The 24,052-nt window shown below is 65.4% G+C and carries 15 protein-coding genes; 6 read left to right on the top strand and 9 right to left on the bottom strand.

The genetic code is table 11. The features are described 5' to 3' along the window. The first annotated feature begins 3 nt into the window (after positions 1-3). The 3 genes from R2834_06360 (at position 4) to R2834_06350 (ending at position 5,217) form a co-directional block, all read left to right on the top strand. A complete protein-coding gene (locus tag R2834_06360; protein ID MEZ4699934.1) occupies positions 4-735 on the top strand; it encodes a hypothetical protein in 732 nt (243 codons plus the stop codon). Positions 736-830: 95 nt separating this feature from the next. Further along, entirely contained in the window at positions 831-1,736 is a 906-nt protein-coding gene (locus R2834_06355) for an aminotransferase class IV (GenBank protein MEZ4699933.1), read from the top strand. Between the two features lie 136 nt (positions 1,737-1,872). Then, on the top strand, positions 1,873-5,217 hold the full coding sequence (locus R2834_06350) for a caspase family protein (GenBank protein MEZ4699932.1): 3,345 nt from the start codon (positions 1,873-1,875) through the stop codon (positions 5,215-5,217). 1 nt (position 5,218) lies between these two features. On the opposite strand, the gene R2834_06345 is transcribed toward R2834_06350, so the two are convergent. Next, positions 5,219-5,860, bottom strand: coding sequence for a hypothetical protein (locus R2834_06345; GenBank protein MEZ4699931.1), 642 nt, complete (start codon positions 5,858-5,860; stop codon positions 5,219-5,221). Between the two features lie 286 nt (positions 5,861-6,146). After that, positions 6,147-7,418 (bottom strand): amidohydrolase family protein, encoded by a 1,272-nt coding sequence (locus R2834_06340; GenBank protein ID MEZ4699930.1) that lies wholly within the window; start codon positions 7,416-7,418, stop codon positions 6,147-6,149. A 61-nt stretch (positions 7,419-7,479) separates the two neighbouring features. On the opposite strand from R2834_06340, the gene R2834_06335 reads away from it, so the two are divergent. Continuing rightward, entirely contained in the window at positions 7,480-9,324 is a 1,845-nt protein-coding gene (locus R2834_06335) for a hypothetical protein (GenBank protein MEZ4699929.1), read from the top strand. 63 nt (positions 9,325-9,387) lie between these two features. On the opposite strand, the gene R2834_06330 is transcribed toward R2834_06335, so the two are convergent. Together R2834_06330 and R2834_06325 are read right to left on the bottom strand one after the other, a co-directional pair. Further along, positions 9,388-10,866: an AAA family ATPase gene (locus tag R2834_06330; protein MEZ4699928.1), complete on the bottom strand. Its 1,479-nt coding sequence runs from the start codon at positions 10,864-10,866 to the stop codon at positions 9,388-9,390. A 135-nt stretch (positions 10,867-11,001) separates the two neighbouring features. Next, positions 11,002-11,286, bottom strand: coding sequence for a DUF493 family protein (locus tag R2834_06325; protein MEZ4699927.1), 285 nt, complete (start codon positions 11,284-11,286; stop codon positions 11,002-11,004). Positions 11,287-11,520: 234 nt separating this feature from the next. On the opposite strand from R2834_06325, the gene R2834_06320 reads away from it, so the two are divergent. Next, the gene (locus tag R2834_06320; protein MEZ4699926.1) at positions 11,521-12,411 is read left to right on the top strand and encodes a putative metalloprotease CJM1_0395 family protein; all 891 of its coding nucleotides are present in this window, start codon (positions 11,521-11,523) and stop codon (positions 12,409-12,411) included. A 158-nt stretch (positions 12,412-12,569) separates the two neighbouring features. Beyond that, a complete protein-coding gene (locus R2834_06315) occupies positions 12,570-15,131 on the top strand; it encodes a hypothetical protein (GenBank protein ID MEZ4699925.1) in 2,562 nt (853 codons plus the stop codon). A 7-nt stretch (positions 15,132-15,138) separates the two neighbouring features. Here R2834_06315 and R2834_06310 read toward each other — a convergent pair whose 3' ends face one another. The 5 genes from R2834_06310 to R2834_06290 form a co-directional block, all read right to left on the bottom strand. Further along, on the bottom strand, positions 15,139-15,657 hold the full coding sequence (locus R2834_06310) for a phosphoglycerate mutase family protein (GenBank protein ID MEZ4699924.1): 519 nt from the start codon (positions 15,655-15,657) through the stop codon (positions 15,139-15,141). Between the two features lie 14 nt (positions 15,658-15,671). Continuing rightward, positions 15,672-16,802 carry a tRNA guanosine(34) transglycosylase Tgt gene (tgt, locus tag R2834_06305; GenBank protein ID MEZ4699923.1) on the bottom strand — a complete coding sequence of 377 codons (1,131 nt, stop codon included), beginning with the start codon at positions 16,800-16,802 and terminating at the stop codon, positions 15,672-15,674. 66 nt (positions 16,803-16,868) lie between these two features. After that, a complete protein-coding gene (locus R2834_06300) occupies positions 16,869-17,435 on the bottom strand; it encodes a hypothetical protein (protein ID MEZ4699922.1) in 567 nt (188 codons plus the stop codon). A 24-nt stretch (positions 17,436-17,459) separates the two neighbouring features. Then, positions 17,460-18,854, bottom strand: a complete 1,395-nt coding sequence (locus tag R2834_06295) for an AI-2E family transporter (protein MEZ4699921.1) — start codon at positions 18,852-18,854, stop codon at positions 17,460-17,462. A 131-nt stretch (positions 18,855-18,985) separates the two neighbouring features. Continuing rightward, positions 18,986-24,052: a translocation/assembly module TamB domain-containing protein gene (locus tag R2834_06290; GenBank protein MEZ4699920.1), complete on the bottom strand. Its 5,067-nt coding sequence runs from the start codon at positions 24,050-24,052 to the stop codon at positions 18,986-18,988.

Here is a 24,052-nt window from a genome sequence, read left to right as displayed (position 1 = left end):
AACATGGCACAACCTGAATCCCGCATCATCTGTCTTTGGTCCGGCCCGCGCAACGTGTCGACGGCGCTGATGTATGCCTTTCGGCAGCGACCGGACACGCGGGTCGTCGACGAACCGCTTTACGCGCATTACCTGCGCGTCTCGGGCGCCGAACACCCGGGCGGCAACGATGTCCTCGCCGGCATGGAAAACGACGGCGCCAGGGTCATCCAGCGCGTCGTCTACGGCGCCTACGACCGGCCCAACGCCTTCCTGAAGCACATGGCGCACCACCTGGTCGATCTCGACCTGTCGTTCCTCGACGACACCGTCAACATCATGCTCGTGCGGGACCCCGAGCAGATGCTGCCGTCGCTGATCAACCAGATCCCCGAGCCCACGCTGCGCGACACCGGCCTCGCCCGGCAGACGCAACTGCTCGACGACCTCACGGCGCGCGGGCAGACGCCCGCCATCCTGGACGCCAGGGCGCTGCTGCTGAATCCGCGCGGCGTGCTCGAAAAACTCTGCCGGCACCTGGACCTCCCCTTCGACGAAGGCATGCTGGCCTGGCCGACCGGCCCGAAACCCGAGGACGGCGTATGGGCGCCGCACTGGTACCACAACGTCCATCAATCCACTACCTTTGCCCGGTACAGCGAAAAAAGCGATCCTTTCCCCGATCGCCTGAAACCGCTGCTCGACGCCTGCCGGCCCCACTACGAGCGCCTGCTCGCCCGGGCCATCCAGGCCTGATCCCACGGGCGGACGGCCGTTCGCCCCTGCATCCTTTGCCCCGATCATCACGATTCGGGCGGACGGCCGTCCGCCCCTACACCGGCCCGATAGCTATGGCAAAAATCCCTGATCCGCGAAACGAAAACATCCTCATCTACGTCGGCGACGGCCTGTATCCGCGCGAGGAGGCCAAGGTCTCGGTATTCGACAGCGTCGTCCAGGGCGGCGACGCGGTATGGGAGGGGCTGCGCGTCTACGACGGCCGCATCTCGGAACTCGACGCTCACCTCGATCGCCTCTTCGCCTCGGCGCACGCCATGGCCTTCGCCGAGGTCCCCACGCGCGACGAGGTCCGGCAAGCCCTGTTCGAGACGCTCAAGGCGAACGGCATGCGCGACGGCGTCCACATCCGGATGACCCTGACGCGGGGCAAGAAGGTGACCTCCGGCATGAGCCCGACCAACAACCAGTACGGCCCGACGCTCATCATCGTCGCCGAGTGGAAGCCGCCGGTCTACAGCACCGCCGGCATCCGGCTCATCACGTCCTCCATCCGCCGGAACAGCCCATCGAGCCTCGATTCCAAGATCCACCACAACAACCTCATCAATAACATCCTCGCGAAAATCGAGGCGAACTTCGCCGGCGTGGACGACGCGGTCATGCTGGATCTCTACGGCTTCGTCGCCGAAACCAACGCGACGAACATCTTCATCGTCAAAAAAGGCGTCGTGCTGACGCCGCATCCCGACGCCTGCCTGCCCGGCATCACGCGGGCCCTGGTGCTGCAGCTCTGCCGCGACAACGGCATCCCCGCGCAGGAAAAAAACATCTCCATGACGGAGGTCTACACCGCCGACGAGATGTTCACGACGGGATCGATGGGCGAGCTCTCGCCGGTGCTGGAGGTCGACGGCCGGCGTATCGGCCAGGGCGCCATCGGGCCGATGACGCAACAGCTCCAGCAGCTTCACGCGGCCTGGGTGCGGTCGCACGGGGAGGCGCTGCCGGCGTTTTAAGGGGTCTGTCCGGGGTGTTTGAGCCGACGTGGGGGAAAAAGATGTGTATCAGGTGCGTCTTCCGGTCGCATTTGCAAACATACACGCCTACTTTCCGCTACCGGCTCATCCACCTACCCCCGGCCACAAGAGACCCATGGGCAAGATCTACGCGCTACTCGCAGGCATCAACGACTACTCCCAGTCGAACGCCTCCAACCTCAAAGGCTGCGTCAACGACATCGGCTTTTACGAGGATTTCCTGAAGTCGAACTACACCGCGGATCTGGCGCTGCTCAAGCTGACCGACAGCGACGCGACGCGCGAAAATCTGATCGAGCAGTTTCGCAAACACCTGGGCCAGGCCGGGAAGGACGACGTCGCGCTGTTCGTCTACGCCGGCCACGGCGCCCGCTGGAAGGCCGCGAACGCGTTCACGACGTTTTTCCCGGATGGGTACGACGAAGGCCTCGTCTGCTACAACAGCCGCAGCAAGCCCGACGCCTACGACCTGGGCGACAAGGAGATCGCGCTCCTGCTGAAGGAACTGGAGCGCAACAACCCGCACATCGCGGCCATCCTCGACTGCTGCCACTCCGGCTCCGCCACGCGCAGCGTCGAGGAGGTCGAAGGCGCCGTGCCCCGGGCAACGCTCGGCATGGAGACGGAGCGCCCGATCGACTCCTACCTCCACAGCGACCTGCTCCGCCTGAATTACGCCAGCGCCGTCACGTCGCCGGATTTCGACGTCCCGAAATCGAAGCATATCCTCCTCGCCGCGTGCGACCGCACGCAGTCCGCCTACGAAAAAAAGGGACGCGGCCTCTTTTCGTTCAGCCTGCAAAAGGTGTTCGACCTGCACGGCACGGACATTACCTACGCCGAACTCTTCTCCCGCACCCGCGCCATGATGCGCGAGCAAAAGAAGCAGGACCCCCAGTTCCAGACCTACGGCCACTTCAACAGCTACACCACCTTCCTCGGCTCCACGGTGCGTCGCCAGACGCGCCACCTGGTCTTTTTCGACACCCGCGACCAGGCCTGGATGGTCGAGTGCGGCGCCGTGCACAACCTGCCCAGCGACGCGGACAAGCCGGCGGAGCTCACCCTGTATAACGACGCCGGCGACGTGGTCGCGCAAACCCGGACGACCCAGGTGGGCATCCAGAAGAGTGCGATCGCGATGCCCGAGGAGCTGGCCGGCGACAAGCAGGCTCAGTTCAAGGCCGCGATCACGAGCCTGCCCATCCCGCCCGAGCCGATCCATATCGAAGGCGATGCGCAGGCGATCAGCGCCATCCAGAACGCCCTGGATCCCTCGATCGGCGCCGCGTTCGTCGACGAGCCCGAAGGAACCCGCTACACGCTGACCGCGGCGGAAGGCGACTACCGCCTCACCCAGCGGGACACGAAGGAGTTCATCCAGGGGGTTCGCGACACCGATGTCAAGCCGGCCAAAGCGGCCGACGTGATGCTCTCGTCGGTGCTGAAGCCCGTCGTCGCCTGGGAGCGGGCGCTGCGTCTCCAGAACAACAGCACGGCGCTCGACACGGCGAAATTCCAGATCCAGTATGTCGAGACCCGCGACGACGGCGGGGAGGATCGCTACGAAATTTGCCTGACCGATCCGTCGGGCCGGCCGTTCCCGGATAAAAAGGAGCGCGTGCTCGAACTCGGCGAGACCGACAACCTGTACAACGACAACGAAGTCGTGCTCACGTACCGCGCCCCGGACGGCAATGACGACGCGGCGTTCGACATCAACACGCAGTTCCAGGTCCGGAATCGAACCGGCCGCGAACTGCACGCCCTGCTCCTCTATTTCTCAAGAGAATTCAAGATCCGGCAGAACGCCAACGAACCGATCCCTCCGGGGCAGACGTTTTCCGTGCTGGACAAGGGTTCGCTTTTCCTCGACAAATCGCTCAACGAGGAGACCGTGTGGTACAAATTGATCGTGAGCACGGAGCGCATCGACGATCAGCTGCTGGCCATGGACGGGTTCGACCTGGGCGAATACTTCCAGTCGACGCGCGGCGAGCGCAAGCACGACGACCGGAAGATCGAACCGACGAACGACTGGTTCACCAAGACGTGGCGCGTGAAGATTGTCCGTCAGAACAAGACCGTGGGCGAGGAGCCGGTGAAGGTCGACACCCTCGGGCTTACGATCGATCCGCACCCGTCGCTCAAGGCAAAGGTCAACACCGCCACGGCTTCGTCGGACACGCGCGGGGCCACGAGCGACGGCGCCTACTACGAAGCCCTCGAACACGCCGGCCTGTCGCTCGTCTCGCCCGGCCGCACTCGCGGCGACGCTGCGCCGGCGCACGTGCTTGAGCTGACCGATATCGAGAACGACGCCGACCTCGCGACGAACCCGCTCCAGATGACGATGACCGTCGATCTCGACCCCAACGAGATGCTGCTGCCCCTGGCGTTCGACGGCGAGAACTTCGTGATGGTCGGGGATGCGAAAAGGACCGACGCCGGCGCCCGCATCACCATCGACGAAATCCCGGAGTCGACGGCGAACCGCCGCAGCCTCGGGCGGGCGCTGAAGCTGTATTTCTTCAAGGCCTTCCTGAACCAGGACGTGGCCACACTCAACAAGCTGGGCTGGGTCGATCCCGCCTCCCTGGACATCAAAAAAGACGGCGCGAAAGATCGCGTCAAGGATGCAAAAAAGGTGCTGCTGGTCGTCCACGGCATCATCGGCGACACCAAAACGATCGTTCCCGGCCTCGCGAATATCGCCGGCGGCCTGCAGCACAAGTTCGACGCGGTGCTCACCTACGACTACGAAAACCTGAATACCCCGATCGAGGAGACGGCCCGAACGCTCAAGCAGCAGCTGGAGGAAGCGGGGTTCGGCAAGGATGACGGGAAGTCGCTCACGATCCTGGCGCACTCGATGGGCGGACTCGTGTCGCGCTGCATGATCGAGCGCCTGAGCGGGCACGAGTTCGTCGACCACCTCGTCATGGCCGGCACGCCCAACGGCGGATCGCCGTTCGGGGAGCTGATCGAGGCCCGCGAAGCGCTGAAACGCATCACCGGCGTCGTCGTCAACTTCGTGCCGACGGTGATCCCGTTCCTCGGCACGCTCTTCAGCAGCGTCAACGCCCTGCTCGAAGGCAGCGAGGACATCACCCCCACCCTGGAGCAGATGAATCCGTCGTCGAACTTCCTCGCGCTCCTTAACGACCCGAGTTCCAACCCGGGGATCCGCTACTCGATCGTCGCCGGCAACGTGGATCAGGTGCCGGAAACCGCCCAGCGCGGCTTCCTGAAGAAGTTCGTCGTGAAGATCGGCCGCAGCAAAACCGCCGACGCGCTCTTCAAGGGAAAACCGAACGACATCGCGGTGAGCGTGGACAGCATCAAACAGGTGAACGAGACGCGTACGCCGCGGCCGATCATCATGGATGCCCCGTGCCACCACCTCAGCTACTTCAACACGGACGAGGGGGTCCAGGCGTTGAGCCAGGTGGCGTGGTAAGTCAGCGCGGCAGCGTGCTCCGCAGCACGACGCGATAGGCGGGGTGGTAGACCTGCTCGTAGATCTCGGAATGATGTACGGCCGGGTAGTCGCGGGCGCGTTGTTCCTCGAGGAAGGCCGCCAGCACGTCGGGGTTGAGCCATACGTCGCCGTGCTCGGCCATGAAGACGAGTTGCGCGAGGTAGCCTTCGAGGCGATCGACGGAGGGCGTAAACGCCTTCCAGGAGACCGCCATCATCGCGTAGACGGCCGCCGGCGTGCCCCCGGATTCCTTGTACGGCCTCAGGTTGAGCCGAACCATCTGGCTGTCCGGCGAGATGTATTCGATCATCCGCTCGTTTCGCGCCGGCCCGAGGGATTCCCACTCATGGAGGAGATAGTTGTAGATCGCGCTGCTGTCGGCCCCGAGGTGCGCGCTGCCCATCGCCGACTGATGGAGGAGTTTGTACCAGTCCTGCACCTGCATCCGCGGGTAGAGCTGGGACTGATCGACGAGCACGGCATGAATCGGCGGCGGGTCGAAACGCAGACAGGAAGCCATCGTCAGCGTGGCGAAAGCCAGCAGACCAAACCGGGCGATGCCCGAGCAGATTTGCGATGTATGGCCAGAGAGCGTCACGTCGGCCCCGGTTAGATGCAACACGAACAGGCAGCCAGGCGAAGTTTCGCACAGTACTTCCAGCGCGGATCGATGATCCGCAGCCGCCACTACAGGGATTCGGCGGCAATCCCCGTTCCTGAACGGTTGTGACAGAAAGGACATAGTCCGCCGGCTGGCCGGTTCGTTTGTCATCCTCGCGCATGCGGGGATCCAAACAAGGCGGGGCGGTCGCAGGCATCCCCAATCAGGTTGGGAGCCTCCTGCCCCCGGCTTGACCGGGCGATGACGCTATCCGCAAATCAGCGTCCGGTATGGGGAGGAGGCCATCCTACCGCACACGGCGGCCCTCGAGCATGACCAGCTTCACCCGGCGCAGTGCGGACAGGTCCTTCGACGGGTCGCCGTCCACGGCGATGAGGTCGGCCAGGCGTCCGGGCTGAATGGAGCCTACCCGGTCGTCGATATGAAAGAGGCGCGCGTTGACCGAGGTAGCCGCGCGCAGCACGTCGAGCGGCGCCATGCCGTACGCGCCCATCAGTTCCAGCTCCCAGGCGCTATCGCCATGATCGAAGACGCCCACGTCGCTGCCGGCGCACAGGGTGACGCCGGCGTCCATCGCGAGCCGCATCATGGCGTGTTTCGTGACGATCCGTTCGGGCATGGGGGACTGGCCGTTCCATCCCCCGTAGCGTGAAATGGCTTCGACGGCCGCGAGGGTCGGGCACAACGCAACGCCGCGCTCGGCCATCAGCGCGAAGACCTCCGGCGTCCCGCCGTCGCCATGTTCGATCGTCTCGACGCCGGCCAGGACGGCGCGCCGCATCCCCTCCGCCGTGCCGGCGTGCGCGACGACGGCGCGGCCGCTGCTCCGGGCCGTCTCGACGATCGTCGTCAGCTCTTCCACCGAAAACGTCGGCATAGCCTCGCCGCCGAGGCCCCACCGGTAGTCGGCGTAAACCTTGATCACATCCGCGCCCTTCCCGATCTGATGGCGCACCACGCGCACGAGGTCGGGCCCGTCGGCCGCCTCGGCGCCGAGGGGCACCTCGACCTGATCGGCGAAGCCCTTCGGCCCGTAGCTGCCGGTCGCCACGATCGCCCGCGTCGCCACCAGCATCCGGGGCCCTGGAATGACGCCCTTCTCGATGGCTGTCTTGAGGCCGACATCGGCGTAGCCGGCCCCCTCCGTGCCGAGGTCGCGTATCGTCGTAAAGCCGGACATGAGCGTGTTTTTCAGATGCACCGTCGCCCGCGCCACTCGCTCCGCCTCCGATTCGACGAGCACCTGGTCGTTCCACGAGGTCTCGTCGTACGGATGCAGGAGCACGTGCGAGTGCCCCTCGATGAGCCCCGGCAACAGCGTGAGGCCGGCGAGATCGACCTCTTGCGCCCCGGTAGTCGGCACGTTGCGCGCGGGACCGGCGGCCGTGATGCGCCCCTCCTCCACCCGAACGGCCCATCCCTCATGCATCGTGTCGCCGTCGAACACGCGCGCCGGACGGAGGACCACCGGCTGGGCGAAGACCGGGGCGGCGACCACGAGCAGCAGCAGCATGGCCGGATTACGCAGGAGGCGCGTAAGGCAAGGAGGTGTAATCATGGCTGTTCGATTGCGAAACGTTTTGTACATCTGTACTCTGTGAGCCCAACACGGAACCCACATGCCTGCTTCAAAAAAACCAGACAACGCGCCCCCACCGCCGGCGGAGACCGCGCCGCAAGATAAGCAGTACACCGCTATCGTGTACTTTCACGGCATGGGCGCGCAGCGACGCTACGAGGAGATCTCCCGCCTGGTCGACGCGCTGGACCGGCTTTCGTACGTAAAGCGCGACACCCCTCTCGACGGCATCCCCGTGGCCAAGCTGAGCGGCATCGAGGCGCGGCTCGAACCCAGCCGGGTGACGCCGGACGAGCGGCTATCCTACATCCGGGCCTACTACGACCGCGGCGCGGCGCAGCCGGAGGGGTTCACGACGGCCTACCGCTTCTACGAGGCCTACTGGGCGCCGCTCGCCGCCGGCAAGTCGTCCGCCCGCTCGGTCGTCAAATGGCTGCTGGTCCAGTTCAAGACGCCGGCCCAGACGATCCGCTCGCCGTGGCGCGATCGCGCGCGGCTCCGACGGGCGGCCCTGTATGCCATGTGGCAGGCCGATCGCGGCGCGAGCACGCCGGCGTATTCCGACAGCGAGTACCAGTACATCCTGAACCGCTACGATGCGTTCGAGGAGCCCGACAAACGCCGCGCCTTCGAAAAAGGAAGCTTCCGCGCCTTCCTCAAATGGCTGACGGAAGCGAACCCGAAGGACGACGACCAGCGGCGCATCCAGCTGGCGAAAAAATGGCGCCGCGCCTATGTGCTGTCCGAGATCTACAACATGATGGTGCTCCTCACCATCCTGCTGGCCATCACGATCCTGGGCATCGCGGCGATCGGCAGCCTCCTCCGCACGATCGCCATGCTGACCGAGGGCATGTCCTATCTGCAGATCGAACTGCTGCAGCCCTATCTCTCGGTCTCGCCCCTGCAATACATCATCGAACTCGTTCCCTACGCACCCCATCCGTTTGTGGCGTTCGGACTCCTGCTCATCTCCGCCATCGCGATGCGGCGATTTTTGCGGGATTATGTCGGCGACGTGCAGCTGTGGACGACCTACCAGGAGACCGACGACAAGCACAAGACGCGGACGGAGATCCTGGAACGCGGCACCGTCCTGATGCGCCACGTCCTCAGCGACCCGGCGTGCGGCCGCGTCATCGTGGTCGGGCACAGCCTGGGCTCGGCCATCGCATACGACTGCCTGCTGGAACTGGGCCGGATCAACCGCGCGGAAAACGCCGAAAATCCATTCAAGGCCTCCTTACGCCTCGACGTCATCGACCACTTCATCACGCTGGCCAGTCCGATCGACAAGATCCACTACTTCTTCGAGAGTCATACCGGCAAATACCACCGCTACAACCGGGTGGTCGACGATATCCGGGGCGATATCGGCACCGTTCCCTTCGCCAAAAACAGGAAGGCAACCATCCACTGGGTCAATTTCTGGGACCGTGCCGACATCATCAGCGGCGCCATCGACAGCGCGTCGTCGCGCAGTGCTCCGTTGCTGATGGTCGATAACGTCCAGGTCTCGAATTACCTGCTCGGCCTGCCCGGCCCCAGCCACTCGGGCTACTTCCAGCACGAGCGGGTAATGTCGGATATCTTTTCTATGATCTTCCACGGCGCGCACAGCTTCAAGAATCCCCCCAGAAACGAAAAAGGCTGGCCCGACCTGGACCAGGTGATGCTCGGCCCCGGAAACCGGAGTTCGTTTTTCGACATCGCCGGCATCGGCCTCGCGCTCGTGCCGTGGCTGATCCTCTTCGCCAGTCTCCTGGTGGCGTTCACCCCCATCGCCGCCAGCATCACCCTCAACGCGGCCCTGGCCCTCGTCGCCGCCGGCGCCCTCCTCGCCCTCGGCAGCGCCCTGCGTGGGCACGTACGGTCGATCGATTGAAGGTTCAAGGGTTAATGTTCAAGGTCCTTTTCCTTAAACCTTGAACTTCGAACCTTGAACCATTTAATGCGCCGGCACGGTCCGTTCGTTCGCCCAGGCGCGCATCGCGCCGATGTGCTCGCTCATGACGACGGATAGGGGGCGCGTCGTGTGCAGTTCGTCTACCAGGATCTGTTGATCCAGCCGGCCGGAGCCGCCCTGCGCGGAATAGAGCCCGGCCACGATCGCCTGCTCGATCTCGGCGCCCGAGAAGCCATCGCTGGCTGTCGCCAGGGCCGGCAGATCGAAGGATTCCACGACGAGCCCGCGTTTGGCCATGTGGATGGCGAAGATTTCGCCGCGCGTCTCCGGGTCCGGGAGGTCGACGAAAAAGATCTCGTCCAGCCGCCCCTTGCGCATCAGTTCGGGCGGGAGCGACTGGATGTCGTTCGCCGTGGCCACGATGAACACGGGCGCGCTGCGCTCGGCCATCCAGGTGAGCAGGGTGCCGAGCAGGCGTTTCGAGGTGCCGGCGTCGCTGTCGCCCGTGGAGATGCCTTTTTCGATCTCATCGAGCCAGAGCACGCAGGGCGCCATGACCTCGGCCATGCGGAGCGCCTCGCGCGTGCGGCGCTCGGTTTCGCCGTGGTACTTGTTGTACAGCGCGCCAAAATCCAGGCGGAGCAGCGGGATGCCCCACGTGCCGGCGACGGCCTTCGCCGCGAGGCTCTTTCCGCCCCCCTGCACACCGAGCAGCAGGATGCCTTTCGGCGGATCCAGGGCCGTGGCTTTGGGGTCGCCGAAAAACGCGACGCGGCGGTGCGCGAGCCACTGCTTGAAGCGCCCGAGCCCGCCCACCTCCGAGAACCGCGCCGTGTTGTGCTCGAACGAGAGGATGCCCTCGCCGTTGAGCAGGTCATGCTTGGCGCGCGCCACGTCCGTCAGGTCGTCCAGCGTGATCGCGCCGTCGTCGTAGATGGCCGTCCGCGCCAGACGCTCCGCCTCGGTCAACGTGAGGCCGCGCAGGTTCTGAACGAGGAGCCGGAGCGCCTCCCGGTCAATATGCAGCTTCTGGTCCTTGCGCTCCTCGGCCCACTGGCCGGCGACCTTCGCCACGGTCTGCATCAGGGCGGACTCGCTCGGCAGCTTCAGCTCGAAGTGGGCCACAAAATGCCGCAACTCCTCCGGAATCTTGATGGCGTGGCTCATGAAGACGATCGTCTGCCGGCGGGATTCCGCCTGCAGCGCCACTTCCTTGATCTGGCGGATATGTTTGGGATCGTCGAGGAAAGGATGAAAGTCGACGAGCAGATAGATCCCGGAGATCTGCATCGCCCAGATATGCTGGAGCACCTCGCCGGGCTCCTGCACCGCGTCCTGGCGCGACGAGCGTTCCCCGACCCGGCACAATCCCTGCGTGATCGTCCACCGAAACAGTCCGCGCCCGAGCTGCGCGGCCGACCGCTTCAGCAGATCCAGGACGCGCTGCTCCTCGATGGATTCGACGACGATGATGGGGGTCCGCGACTGGACGAGCGTGACGAGTTCGTGCGTTTCGGGCATGAAGCAGCCTGATGCGATCACACGGGCCTGTCGGCCTCGGTGAGCGGTTCATGGATCGAGGAACGGACCAACCCTGAACCGGCTACGGCAAAACGGCCCGGGCATCCGTCCTCCCTTTCTCGTCACTGCGGGCCGCTACAGCAGAATGATGTTTTCGATCCGCGCCGCACGGGTGTACACATCGATCACTTCGTCGCTGGAGGACACGCTGAGCCGGGTGGTGACGCTGACGTAGTTGCCTTTTCGCGAAGCGCGCAGCTCGACCGGGTGCCCTTCGCCGAACAACGCGCGCACGTCATCCACGCCGGCACTGGGCACGATGAACTTGAACAGATATTCGCCCGGCCACTCCTCCTTCTCGTCCAGAAGCGCTTGAAATCGATCCCACCATTCCTGGTTTTGCAGCGGTTTTTGGTTCATCAATGAGCTTGCCCTATCCCGACATACTGGAAACGCCACGGCCCATTCGGGCAGCGGCGGACGGGTTTTAACGTGGAGACGCGGTATGGGTTCGAGGGCATCCGGGGCGTCGGTTTTAGTCGGCTACGGTGCCGCCGATACGCTCAAAAAGAACCCTGAGGCCAATTAACCAACGTACAGCACCGCGTGACATAACGATCTCTTCAGCAACACAGGGCTCGGCCTGCATTGGCTATGATAGGCTCAGACTTCTCGGCATTGTCCGAATTCGGCTATTTTGCCGTCACGCCGCCGGCGTCGACGGGTACCTCCACGTCCAGTCCCGACGACCCATCCCTTTCCGGGACGCAACCTGCCGCGGCGAACGGATCGCTGGCCGACACCTTTCTCTACCGGAAAAGGCCCGAGGCCGTCCCGGAAACGGCGCAGTCGGACAACGCGGCGCAGGAGGACGCGCAGGGTAGCCAGGCCGGCGTCGATCAGGCGCTGACCGAAGAGGAGCTGAAGCAGATCGAAGAACTCAAGAAGCGCGACGCGGAGGTACGCCGGCACGAAGAAGCCCACATGCGCACGGGCGGCCGCTACGCCGGCACGCCGAAGTACGACTACCAGACGGGGCCCGACGGGAAACGCTATGCGATCGGCGGGAGCGTCGACATCGATACCAGCGAAGTGCCCGGCGACCCCGAGGCCACCATCGAAAAAGCCCGCATCATCAAACGCGCCGCGCTGGCTCCCGAGGAGCCGTCGACCCAGGATCGGAAGGTAGCGCGCGAGGCGGATCAGATGGCGGCTCGCGCCCAGCGCGAGCAGTCCGAGGCCAAGGCGGACACGCCGGATGACGAGCCGGGCGAGGCGGCGGAAACAGCGACGTCGACGGCGGCGAAAACCGATCCGCATGCCCACGTCGCGGCGACGACTTCTGAGGAAACGACGGCCGTGGAGCAGGAGGTCTTGAAGGTCGATCCCCAGACGGAACTGGACCTGGAGGTGGCCTCCGCCCAGCAGTCGCTGATGCGCTACAAGACCTCTCAGTTGCGGCATTTCTACATGCCCATCAACGCGCGGCTGAACATGGATAACCAGCGCATCGCGCTGCTCCCCATCTTCGATCAGTATGCGTAACGCGATGCCGCGTTAAGGAATTTTTTTCGCTCCTCGCTCTGGTAACATCGTGCCCGAAAGGCCCTGTTGGGCTTTTCGGGCCGATTTATTTCTGCACAGGAATTGGGCACGGGTTTTCCACCGTGCGGCCCGAATCGGTTGCAACGACGTTTCGGATCATGGCATCTCCAATACCTTCATATACCCTGGAATACCACAAGCTTCGGGAGGCGGCCGAAACCTTTGGTTTTCACCGGGAGGCGGATCTGATCGCCACGCGGCAGGAGTCGCTCGGGCATCCGTTCACGCTGTTCGTGGTCGGAGAGCAGGGTGCGGGCAAGTCGTCGCTGATCAATCTGCTGCTGGGCCGGCCGATCGCCCCCATCGGGCGCTCGCTGCCGTGGCTGAATATTTACCGCCGGCCCGAGGGCGGCCAGGAGATGGCCGAAATCATCCTGCAGGACGATGCCGTGCCGACGGTCCTCTCCCTCAGCGAGGCCCGCGCGCTGACCGACGAGATCGGAGACGACGGCGCGATCGCCGGCGGATCCATCGATCGCATCGTGTGGCACATCAACGCCCCCGGTCTGCCGCTCGACATCGCGTTCGCCGAGGCGCCGGCGACGGACGACGCCGACCTGCCCGACCGCTACTTCTGGCAGGCCGATGGGCTCCTCTGGCTGATGCGCGCCGACCAGCTCATGGAGAACAAGACGCGCATGCTCGTCACCGCGCTCCAGCAGAAGAAGGTGCTGCCGGTCATCTCGATGGGCGTGCTCACGCACATGGACGCGGTACCGAACAACAAGTGGCTCCAGATCGTCCAGGACGCCCGCTCCGGCTTCACGGGGGCGCTCGATCTGGTCGTCCCCTTCACGGCATCGCCGCAACGGGTCGACAGCATCTTCGACGACCCGAACGCCCTGATGTATCGCGAACTGAGGAACCGGTTTTTCCAGGGCGCGCGCCTCGCCCGGCAGAAGAACCAGTCCTATTTCGTCGAAGCGATGGGCGACGCCCTGTCGGGGCGGTTCGAGGCGTTCGTGGACCGGGTCCTCGCGAATCGGTGGGCGTATCTGTCCTTCCAGCGCGCGCTGGACGAGCAGATCGAAACCCTCGAACTCGGCATCGGGGAGCGGATCCAGCAGTACGCGGAAACGCTCAAGACGTATTCGATGGAGCAGGCGACGGCGCTCGAAAAAGCGTCGTACGCCCCGCCGGAGCTCGTGGTGGCGAACGAACCGCCGCCCTCGCTGGAGCGGCTGCGCAACGAGATCCATCTGGATATCGTGGAGAGCAGTCAGCGCATCTTCGGGCAGCTGCAGTACGACAGCCGGCCCGTCACGCAGTGGCAACCCGGCGAAGACGGCCCGATCCCGCGCAAGGAGGGGTGGACGCTGAAGGAGCCGCCGGCGGCGGCCTTCAAGTTGCCCGAGATGCCCAGCGGACATCTCGCCTTTCTGCGCGGCCAGCATCCCGGCACGCGCGTCGCCGCCGAAGCCGCGATCTACGCGCCGGGGTCGGAAGGCGACGGCATGCCGCACCCGGCCGAGCTCTGGCAATCGGCCACCGTCTGGCTTCCCCGCATCGCCGAACTGGCGGAAGAGGAACTGGCCGTATGGAAGGCGGACGTGTTCAACCAGATCCGACGCAGCCTGCTCGACAGCGCCGCGCTCTCGTTCAAGGCGCTCCACGGGTTTCTTCCCGGCGAGGCGGCGGCCGTGCTCATGCCGCTCGAGCAGACCTACGAACGGCTCACGGGCGAATCGGTGAAGGTGCCCACGCCGCATCTGCCGGGCGCCGGCCTGTCGCCGGCGCTCTTCCTGTGCCGGATGCAAGAGGATGCGTTTATCGAGCGATGGAACAGCGAGCTGACGCAGAAATGTTATGAAGCCATCATGCCCCGGCTGCACAAGCAGATCCTGCACGACGTCGAGCGCCTCCGCAACCAGCTGGTGGAACAGTGGGAGAAGTCGCAGGACTCGGTGCACCGGCGGGTCGATGTGGCCTGGCGGCAGTACGGACGCGGCCTGACGCTCAAAAACGCCGTCAAGTGGTCGGTGCCGTGGATCTCGTCGCTGATCCGCGACCGACTGCCCGATCCGAGCGACACCCTCGCCCGCCGGCGCGTCTCGCTGCATCCGCCCTACGATGTCCCGGTCGCCCTCTTCCTCGACGGCGACGGCACCTCGTTTCTGGAGCCGATCTACAAACCGGTCGATCCGCCGCTCAACCCGGATCAGTTCATCGCGCAGCGCCTCCAGGAAACGATCCGTCAGATCTGCCGGCAGAACTGGCGCGTCAAGGCGCCGATCACGGTCTCGATGGAGCTGCGCAAGATGCTGCGCCGGCGCACGTCGATCGCCATCGGCACGCTGGCCGGATTCTCCCTGATCTGGATCATGCTGTTCGGAACGAGCACCGTCAGCCTTACCTCGCTCAGCGTCATCGCCGCGCCGTACATCTTCACGGTCGGTTATGCGATCAAACGCATGATCGATCACACGTTCGATACGGGCAACGACGAGCAGGCCGAACGGGTGTACACCCTCATCCATCGCCACATCCAGAGCCGGATGGACATCATCCGCGACGAAATCGACGACCTCTTCCTGAAGGAGGCTTTCCGGGATACGATCTATGAGGAGTTGAAAAAACTGTCGGCTGACCCGGGCGGACCCTATATGCCGTACGCCGAACTCGTGCGCCGCCTCCGCAAGATCGGCGAGGTGCGCGTGTGACCGCGCGTCAGTCGCCGTAGCGCAACTGGATGGTGGTCGTTTTTCCCGAGGCGATGGTGACGATGTAGAGCCGGTCGTATTCGGTCACCTCGTCGTACGCCGGCCCCGATTCGCCCCCGAGGAGCCCCACGAGCTGCGGCGTCGTGTTGCTGTGCCCCACCACCACGATGCGGCCCGTCGACGTCTTCAGCAACTCGGCCACGGCGTCGAGCGCGCGCGGATCGTAGCGTTCCACCTCCAGCCCCAGCTGCTGCGCCAGCGGCTCGACGGTTTCTATCGTCCGCTTGAAATTCGTACTCAGGATGCGCGTGACGCCGGCTTCGCCGAGGGTGCGCGCCAGCGCCGCGGCCCGCGCCATGCCGGCCGCATCGAGCGAGGGATCCGCCGTGGTATCCGCCGGCGGCACCTGTTTCTCCGCATGCCGCATCAGATAGATCACGACCGGATCGGGCGCGTCGGTCGACTGACACGCCGCGAGGAACGCGCCGCCCAGTACCAGCGCGGCAAAAAAGATACGTGCGGACATGTGTGGGTAGGGTATCAGAGTCGTCGGGAGACGCGCGGAAGCATCTCCTGCTTCCACGCCAGAAAGCGGCCGTCCAGAATCGCGGCGCGGGCTTCCTGCATGAGCCATAGATAAAACGATAGATTCTGCAGGGATGCAAGCTGCAATCCGAGCAGTTCGCCGGCGATAAACAGATGACGAAGATACGCCTTCGTGAACGTCTGCGCCGCATACCGGTCGAGCCCCGGATCGACCGGCGAAAAATCCCGCTGCCACTTCAGATTGCGGATGTTGAGGATGCCTTCCGTGGTGAACAGCATACCGTTGCGCCCGTTGCGGGTAGGCATCACGCAATCGAACATGTCCACCCCCCGGGCGACGTTCTCGATCAGGTTTTCCGGCGTGCCCACACCCATCAGGTAGCGCGGCTTCTGCGCCGGCAGGTGCTCGTTCACGACCTCGACCATGGCGTACATGTGTTCCGCCGGCTCGCCCACCGAGAGCCCGCCGATGGCGTAGCCGGGAAAGTCCATCTCGATCAACCGCGCGGCCGACTCGCGCCGGATCTCGGGAAAGATGCCGCCCTGCACGATCGCGAAGAGCGCCTGGTCGTACCCGTACAGCGGCTCGGTATCCGCCAGCCGCCGGCGGCACCGCTCGGCCCAGCGAAGCGTGCGCTCGTGGGCGGTGCGCACCTGCGACTCCGGCGCGTCGCCGGGCGGGCACTCGTCGAAGGCCATGATGATGTCCGCCCCGATGGCGCGCTGCATGTCCATCACGTTCTCCGGCGTGAACTGGTGGTAGGAGCCGTCGATGTGGCTCTGAAAGCGCGCGCCCTCTTCGGTGAGCTTGCGGCGCTCGGCCAGGGAGAAGATCTGGAAACCGCCCGAATCCGTCAGAATCGGCCGATCCCAGGCCATGAAGCGGTGCAGGCCGCCGGCTTCACGCAGCAGCTCGGTGCCGGGGCGGAGGTAGAGGTGGTAGGTATTCCCGAGGATGATCTGCGCACGGACATCCGCCCGCAGGCGGTCCGGCGCCACGCCCTTGACCGTCCCGACCGTGCCTACCGGCATGAAGATCGGGGTCTCGATCACGCCATGATCGGTGGTGAGCCGGCCGGCGCGAGCGTTCGTATGCTCGTCGGTCTTCTCGAGGACGAACTCCATGGGACGCGGGGGTAACCTGGGCGGGATGCGAAAGGCGTTCTATACGCCGCAGGAGCGAGGACGTTCTCAGACCAGGGCGGCCGGCGCCACGGCCGGCACGGCGTCGCGCGGCGACCGCTCCAGCAGCGCCCGCAGCGCCGCGCGCTCGTCGGCGGGGAGCGCGAGGATCACCGGCCCCTCCGGCGTTTCGATCAGGAGGACCTGCTCGACGGCCGCGCCCAGAAATGCGCGGGTGCGCGCATAGGCCCTGTAGTGCCGGTAATAGGCGAGATACGGGATTTCAGCGACCCGGAGGATGCGGGCGCGGGGGATGACGAGCGCCTCGCCGGCCCGGTCGACCTCGAGCTGGTGCGCGTCGCAGCGGACGGTGAACCCGGGGCGAAATCCAACCAGGCCTACGCCCACGAACAGCAGCAGCGCCGTGAGCTGGGCCGCCCAGAAGACCGACAACGCCGCCGGCGTCGTCAGGGCCGGCAGGAAGACCGCCCACGCCAGGTTCTGCGCGACGGCCAGCATCAGCAACAGGGCGCAGCACGCCAGGATGAAGGCGCCTTCCGCCATCCGTTCATCCCGAACACGCGCACGAATCCATCTGCCGAGCAATGAATAGCCCGGGTGAAAGCGACGGGGCACGGAGCGATGAAAAGACACGATGGGTCAGTGTTCCAGAAGATCGATGTCAGCCACTTCCAAAATCGGCTGCTCTTTACGTTCTCTCTCGGGGGCGTTTGTTACGCCGCCGGCGCCAAAGAGGTTCGGCTCCGGACCCCGTTCCATCTCCTGCGCATGCGGGGCGGCGAAGGTGGAGAGGTCGAAGGTGACCCTGCCCTGGTAGGTCTGGAATACGGTGGCGATCAACGCCATGGCCGGCACCGCGACAAAAAGCCCCAGCACCCCCATGAGCGCGCCGAACACAAAAAGAGAAAACAGGATGAGCACCGGATGCAGCCCCACGTGATGGCTCAGGATCCGGGGGACGAGGACGGCCTGCTCCAGCAGCGACTGCCCCAGTAAGATCGTCACGACGAGCACGACATCCAGAAGCCCGCGGTCGCCGAAGACGAGCGCGATGCAGATGCCCACCATGTTCGTGATGATCGCGCCGAGGTTGGGGATCATGTTCAACATGCCGGCGATCAACCCGATGAGCAGCGCAAACGGCACCTTCGCGATCATCAGGGCCACGGTGACGATGATCGAACCGATGACGCTGATGGTCAACTGTCCGCGCAGATAGTTGCCCACGATGCTGCTCACCTTTTTCAGGTACGTCCGCTGACCGCCGACGAGCGGCAGCAACTGGATGATGCCCGTCTTGATGTGCCGATAATCCTTGAGCATGTAAAACAGGATCACGGGCATCACGAGCGCTATCATGAGCACATTGAAGACCGGCCCGATGGACTGCATCATCTCGCCCACGTTGGACGGGATGCGCTCCGTCCAGGCGCGGGTGTAGGACTGGATCGACTGGGTCAGCCGGCCGGCGAGCGCCTCTTTCTCGGCATCGCCGGGCACCGCATAATTCACCAGGGGCGACGTCAGCAGCCAGGCCCGCAGCTCGCGCAGACCGGTCGTCACGTGATTCGCGATCGTGTCCAGCTGGTTGAGCACATTGGGGATGAGGAAAAGCCCCAGCAACGCCACCACGCTCACGATCATCAGCGTCACGAAGAGGGAGGAGACGCCCCGGTGGACCCCGTAGCGTCGGTGCAGGTACGTGACGACCGGATCGAACAGATAGGCGAAGATGTACACGCTCACGAACGGCAGCAGCACCCCCGAGAGCGTTACAAAAAACCACACCAGCAGTAAAAAGCCGCCGGACAGGAGGATCGCGTGCACGATTTTATGCCGCCGGATCGGCCAGAGCAGGATGACGCACGCGCCCGAGAGAATCGCCGGATTCAGGATGGCCTGCATGTGGTACAGCAGCACCAGGAAGATGAGCGTGCCGCCGGCGAACAACAGCATCTCCGCGCCCGACAACATGGGCGCGAGAGGCGAAGCGAGTTTTTTGGGCGGCAGCACGGGCATGGCTGAATTCGGCACGGGATGAATCGGGGATCTCCCGGACCGGATTCGAAAATCATTCCACGGGGACCGGCCCATGCGCAATGCGAGCCCGAACCCCGCCTCCGATCCGGATCCTCCGCGGGTCGCCGTTCCGGACCCGCCGGCGATCAGTAGGCGTGCTGCCAGAGCAGGTTGATTTGCACCGTCGATTCGCCTCCGAGCAGGCGCAGCAGGAGCGAATTCATGAGCTGCAACTCAAGTGTAACGATGGTGCCAATTTCGCGGGTGGCCCCCCCGCTGTCCGCCCCGCCGATGGGTTGACTGACGGACGTATAGACCTTCGGAGTGACATATTTTCCGGCCGTGACGGTCGCCCCCCTTCCGCTCGCACTCGTCTCGATCTGGATGACATCGAGCTCCAGACCGGATTTATTTACCAGGTCCTCGATGGCGCTCGTGAGCAACCCCACGCCCTGACTCACGGCGAAGCCCCGGCCGGCGCTCGCGAACGAGGAATTCGATGACCCGCCCAGCAACAGCGCCTCGCTGGCCGGCTGCCCCGTGGCGATGTAGGAAATGATGTCCGTCAGCTCCATCGACGGCTCGGAGCTGAGGGTGAGATTCAGCGCGTCGGGCTGGCCCTCGGCGTCGAGATTGATGGTGACGGCGTTCTCCTGGCTGCGCTGATTGGGCACTTCGTACCGCGCCTCGATATCCATCACGGGCGACGTCGCCGGCCCGTTGAACGAGAGCGTCCCTTTCCGGATGGCGAATCGTTTTCCGAACTCCTTGATATAGCTCCGTTCGGGCACGACCTCGATGGCCCCGAAAATCGTCTGCTCCTTCGCGGGCTCCTTCGTGAGGTCGAGGTTTCCGGTGAACTGGATGTTCATTTCCGGATTGATCTTGCTGCGCAGCCAGATATCCCGGTCCATGCTCACGTCGATATCCATCGACATCGCCTCATACAGGTCGAACGAGGTGGTGTCTTTTTCCGTCACCCGCACGCCGAAGGTGCGCTCCAGCATCAGCAGGTCGTCCTGGGTAAAAACGACCTCCGTCGTATCCTCGCTCGTCCACGCATCGAGGAAGATGTCGCCGCTGCGCAGGTTCACGTCGCCGCTGAGCGCGGGATGCGCGAGCGTCCCGCCGAGCTGGAGCGTGGCCGACGCCACGGCGCGGTACTGCCGCGAGTCGACGGCCAGGAATTCGCGGGCGGAGATGTCCACCTCGAACGTCCCTTCGGTGATGCTGCTCATCGCGAGCACGCCGGCCGCATCGACGCGCCCGTCTCCCGTGCGGGCGTGCACGTCCTCGATGTAGATCACGTTGTCCCGCGTCGTAAAATCGACGCCCACATCCGAATACGAGACGCCCAGGAAGGGCGCGCGAACCCGCGAAAGCCGGACGCGCCCCTCGCCCTGCAACACCGGCTCCGCGGCCGTGCCCTCCACGCGCAGCCGCGTGGTCAGCGTGCCTTCCAGCCGATCCACGAATTCCCTGTCGACGAAAGGCAGGATCCAGCCGATGGCGAACGAGTCGGCCCGGGCGTTCAGCTCTACCGGACCGTCGGCGATTTCTGATCGCACGCCCACCTGATCCCGGGCGTCGGATACGAGCGCGAAGTTGGCCGGCACGTACCCGTTCAGCGAGAACGTGCTCTCGTCCTGGTGCTTCATCAGCACATCCAGCTGCAGCCGGAGGCTGTCGTAGCGGGCGATCAGCGCGAGGTCGCCGACCGGTTCGCCGCGCGAACCCACGGTCATGTTCAGGTTGGAGACGACGCGCGGCGAGGCCGCCGGCCCCCGCAGGTCGAGGTTGCCCGTCAGGCGCCCGCTGAGCCCTTCGTAGCCCAACAGGCCGGCGACCGACCCGACCCGGAACGCATCGATGCTCATCCCCAGATTCTGCTCGCCGTTCAGGTCGATCAATCCGTCGATCGCTATCTGCTGATCCCCGCTCTCGAGCAGGAAGTTGCGGACGCGGTAGGTCCGGCCGTAGGATACGGTGGCGGTCCGGTCGAGCGCCCACGCGTCGCCGTTGAGGGTGATGTCGAGCGCTTCGAGATCCACCCGCTGACTGTCGGCCTCGGTGTACACGGTGCCGGCCAGGTGAGCGCGCCGGCGGCTGTCCATCCGCGCGTCGATCACGAACGGCAACCGCTCGTCCTGAAGCGTGCCTTCGAAGTGGATGTCCTCGACCACCAGCCCCGGCACCGACAGCACCGCGATGTCGCCGAAGAGGTCGCTGTTTTCCACCCGGCCGGCGGTCGACATGCCGGCGACCCAGCGCGCCTGCGCGTCCGCGACCCGCACGGATTCATACACGAGCCCGCTGAGCACGACCCGCGATTCGAGGCGGTAGTCGGCCGGACGGCTGACCAGACGCGCCGTTACTTCGCCGCGCTGGATGCCCAGGGTCTCGACATCGAGAAAACGCCGCAGGGGGGCGATGTCTTTCATCTGCGCCGTCAGCACCAGCTCGTGCGCCGGTCGCTCCGCGCGCTCGGGCAGCAGCACGCCGCCCTGCCCCTCGAGATCGAAGGCGCTCGTCGCCAGCCTGAGGGTATCGATCTGAATCACGCCGTCGTCCACCCGAAACCGGCCGCGGCCGGCCTGGATATCGATCCCCCCGAATGCGCTCGCGCCGAGATCGACGGCCCCGGCCAGCTGCATCGCGCCGATGTCGCGGCCCGCGCCATCCACGCGGAACGTGCCCGTGAGCCGGCTGGCGAGCGTATCAAGGCCGGCGATCGACGCAAGGTCGAAGGACGCGAGGCTTCCGCTCACGGCATACGACGGCCGCGCCCCTCCCACGCCGCGGAGCCGTGCCCGGGCTTCGGCGCGCCCCTGCCCGAAGCGCACGCGGGCGCTCGCGTCGCCCGCGCCGGCGCGCATGTCCAGCTCGACCGACACCTCCTCGAGCGACTCGCCGTTGACGGTCGACGACCGCAGGGCGAGTTCGCCGCTCAGATCCATCGACGCGAGCTCGAACCCGCGCCCCAGCGCGGCGAAATGGCCGTTGAGATCGGTGGTCCATGCGTCCCGCCCCATCCACGCGCCGAGATCGAGCCCTTCGATGCGTTCGCCCTCCAGCCGGTACTGCCAGACGTCACCGTCGCGGCGCATGTCCACCCGGGCGCGCTGCTCCCCGGCCGGCGTGTCGACGGACAGGTCGACCGCCAGGGAATCCCCGCCGAGATCCAACGTCGCCCGCGCGTGATCGATGGTCTGCCGGTTGAAGCGCGAGGGGTCGAAATCGAGACGCGCCCGGATGGCCGGCGATGCAAAACGCCGCCCTTCGCCCGTCAACGCGGCCGTGAGCCGGGTATCCAGGTCGGGCCGGCCCAGCAGCGCACCGAGATCCACGTCGACGAGCCGCCCTTCGTCGACAGCGTACGTCGGCTCGGCGTCGAAAGGACGCACCGTGCCGGCAAGCTGCACGTCGCCACCCTGCATCCGTCCGTCCAGCTTGTACGTCGCCTCACCTCGCTCCAGCGCCAGGTCGAGCGTGGCTTCTTCGGTGTAATAGGAGCCGTAATACGAATCGTGCAGCGCAAGCCGGGCCGCGAGCGTCAGCTCCTCGGCAGTGCGCCCGGTCGCCTCCGCCGAAAAGCGGCCGCGGACCACGTTACGCGTGGTGTCGCCGAAGAGCGCGGCCACATCCACATTATCGAACGAGCCTTCCTCCACCCGCACCCGATAGGGCGCGCGAAAACCGAGCGCGCCGCGCGCGTCGATGCGCCCCGTGCCGGCCAGCAGCGACGTGGAGAAATCGAGGTTGCCGTCGTCGAGTTGGAGGGACAGCCGGCCCGTACCCGTGCGCGAATCGTTGATGGTGGACGGTTCGAAATCGAGTTCGAGGAGCGACGACGCCGTGGCCGGGTCGAAACCGGAGCCGGAGGCCTGGAAAACGAGCGACAGGTTGCTTCGCCAGTCGGAGGCCAGCTGGAGGTCGGCCACATCGAAGCGGTCCACCCGGCCGGCGAGCTGATACGTGGGCGTTTGATCGAAGGGACGCACCACGCCGGCGAACGCGAGCAACCCGTCCCCGAGCCCGGTCTGGATGGTCGCCTCGGCCATGCCGGCGATGAACCGTGCGAACGCCAGCGAACGCCCGATCTCCAGGTCCCCGACCTGCAGGCGCGTGATGTCGAGCCGTGCCTCGCCGTTGAGCGAGTCGAGGTGCGGACCCTGCAGATCCACTGAAAGCCGCGCATCGACGCGCCCACGAAGCGAATCGCCGGCGAAGAGCCCGGGGTCGAGGTGCTGGACGACCGCGTCGGCCTGGTACTGGAGGAGATCGTCCGGATACGGGCGGGCGAGGGCCGACGCGTCGATCCGGCCGCCGTCCGGGAAAACGACCGACGCCTCGCCGCGAATCTCGCCGGCGTCGCTCGTCGCCAGGAGGTCTATGGTCGCCTCGCCACCGGGCGCCAGCGATGGGGCGAAGAGGCGGATGTCGTCGAACGCGATGGGCCGCGCGCTGAGCGAGAAGGTAGCCTGATCCAGGGGTCGCTCGGCGACCGAAAGCCGCAGGGTGCCGGCGCCCTCGACGAGGCTGCGGTCCGACGCGAGGTGCAGTCCGCCGAGGGTGAAGAGGTCGTCCCGCAGGGTCGCGCTGGCGCGGAGGGCCACCTGGCGCGTCGTGTCCGGGAAGACGAGGTCGGCGTGGAGCGTATCGAGCCGCAACCCCAGCGCATCGCCGAAGCGCAGCCCGTGGGATGCGATCGTCACGTCCCGCATCCGATAGATCGAATCCCGATCCGGGGAATACACCGATGCCGTCACGGCGCCGCCGGCCAGCGTGGCGGCATCGATCGACACCGAGATCCGGCTGGACGTCGTATCCTCGGGAAAGAGCGCGATCAGATCCCAGGCGCCGCCGGCCTCCTGCCGCACATTCAGCTTCCACCCGATCGCCTCGACCTCCTCCAGCCGCACTTCCCGCCGCAACAACGGCCATAGCGCATACCACACGCGGAGGGTATCCACGGCAACAAACGGCTCGGCTCCCGGCAGACCGAAGCGGCTGCCGATCAACGTAAGGTGCGTCGGCAGCCGGCCGTCGATGGCGTCGGCGGAGACCGTGGCGCCGTACAGGGAAAGCCGATCCAGCACCGCCCCCACGATCCACCGCGTGCCCGGACGGGTCGAAGCGAACAGCACCAGCAGCACGATCATCCCGATCACGACGCCCAGTGCCCGCACGCTATGTCGTAGCCAGCGCTTCAC

The organism is Rhodothermales bacterium (genome assembly GCA_041391505.1).
Lineage (GTDB): Bacteria > Bacteroidota > Rhodothermia > Rhodothermales > JAHQVL01 > JAWKNW01.
Note: the sequence above shows the minus strand (reverse complement) of the source record. Positions and strands in the feature narration are given on the sequence as shown.

Coding starts and splice junctions, on each gene's coding strand:
- R2834_06360 (MEZ4699934.1), top strand. CDS start 4: ATGGCACAACCTGAATCCCGCATCATCTGTCTTTGGTCCGGCCCGCGC.
- R2834_06355 (MEZ4699933.1), top strand. CDS start 831: ATGGCAAAAATCCCTGATCCGCGAAACGAAAACATCCTCATCTACGTC.
- R2834_06350 (MEZ4699932.1), top strand. CDS start 1,873: ATGGGCAAGATCTACGCGCTACTCGCAGGCATCAACGACTACTCCCAG.
- R2834_06340 (MEZ4699930.1), bottom strand. CDS start 7,418: ATGATTACACCTCCTTGCCTTACGCGCCTCCTGCGTAATCCGGCCATG.
- R2834_06335 (MEZ4699929.1), top strand. CDS start 7,480: ATGCCTGCTTCAAAAAAACCAGACAACGCGCCCCCACCGCCGGCGGAG.
- R2834_06330 (MEZ4699928.1), bottom strand. CDS start 10,866: ATGCCCGAAACGCACGAACTCGTCACGCTCGTCCAGTCGCGGACCCCC.
- R2834_06325 (MEZ4699927.1), bottom strand. CDS start 11,286: ATGAACCAAAAACCGCTGCAAAACCAGGAATGGTGGGATCGATTTCAA.
- R2834_06320 (MEZ4699926.1), top strand. CDS start 11,521: ATGATAGGCTCAGACTTCTCGGCATTGTCCGAATTCGGCTATTTTGCC.
- R2834_06315 (MEZ4699925.1), top strand. CDS start 12,570: ATGGCATCTCCAATACCTTCATATACCCTGGAATACCACAAGCTTCGG.
- R2834_06310 (MEZ4699924.1), bottom strand. CDS start 15,657: ATGTCCGCACGTATCTTTTTTGCCGCGCTGGTACTGGGCGGCGCGTTC.
- tgt (MEZ4699923.1), bottom strand. CDS start 16,802: ATGGAGTTCGTCCTCGAGAAGACCGACGAGCATACGAACGCTCGCGCC.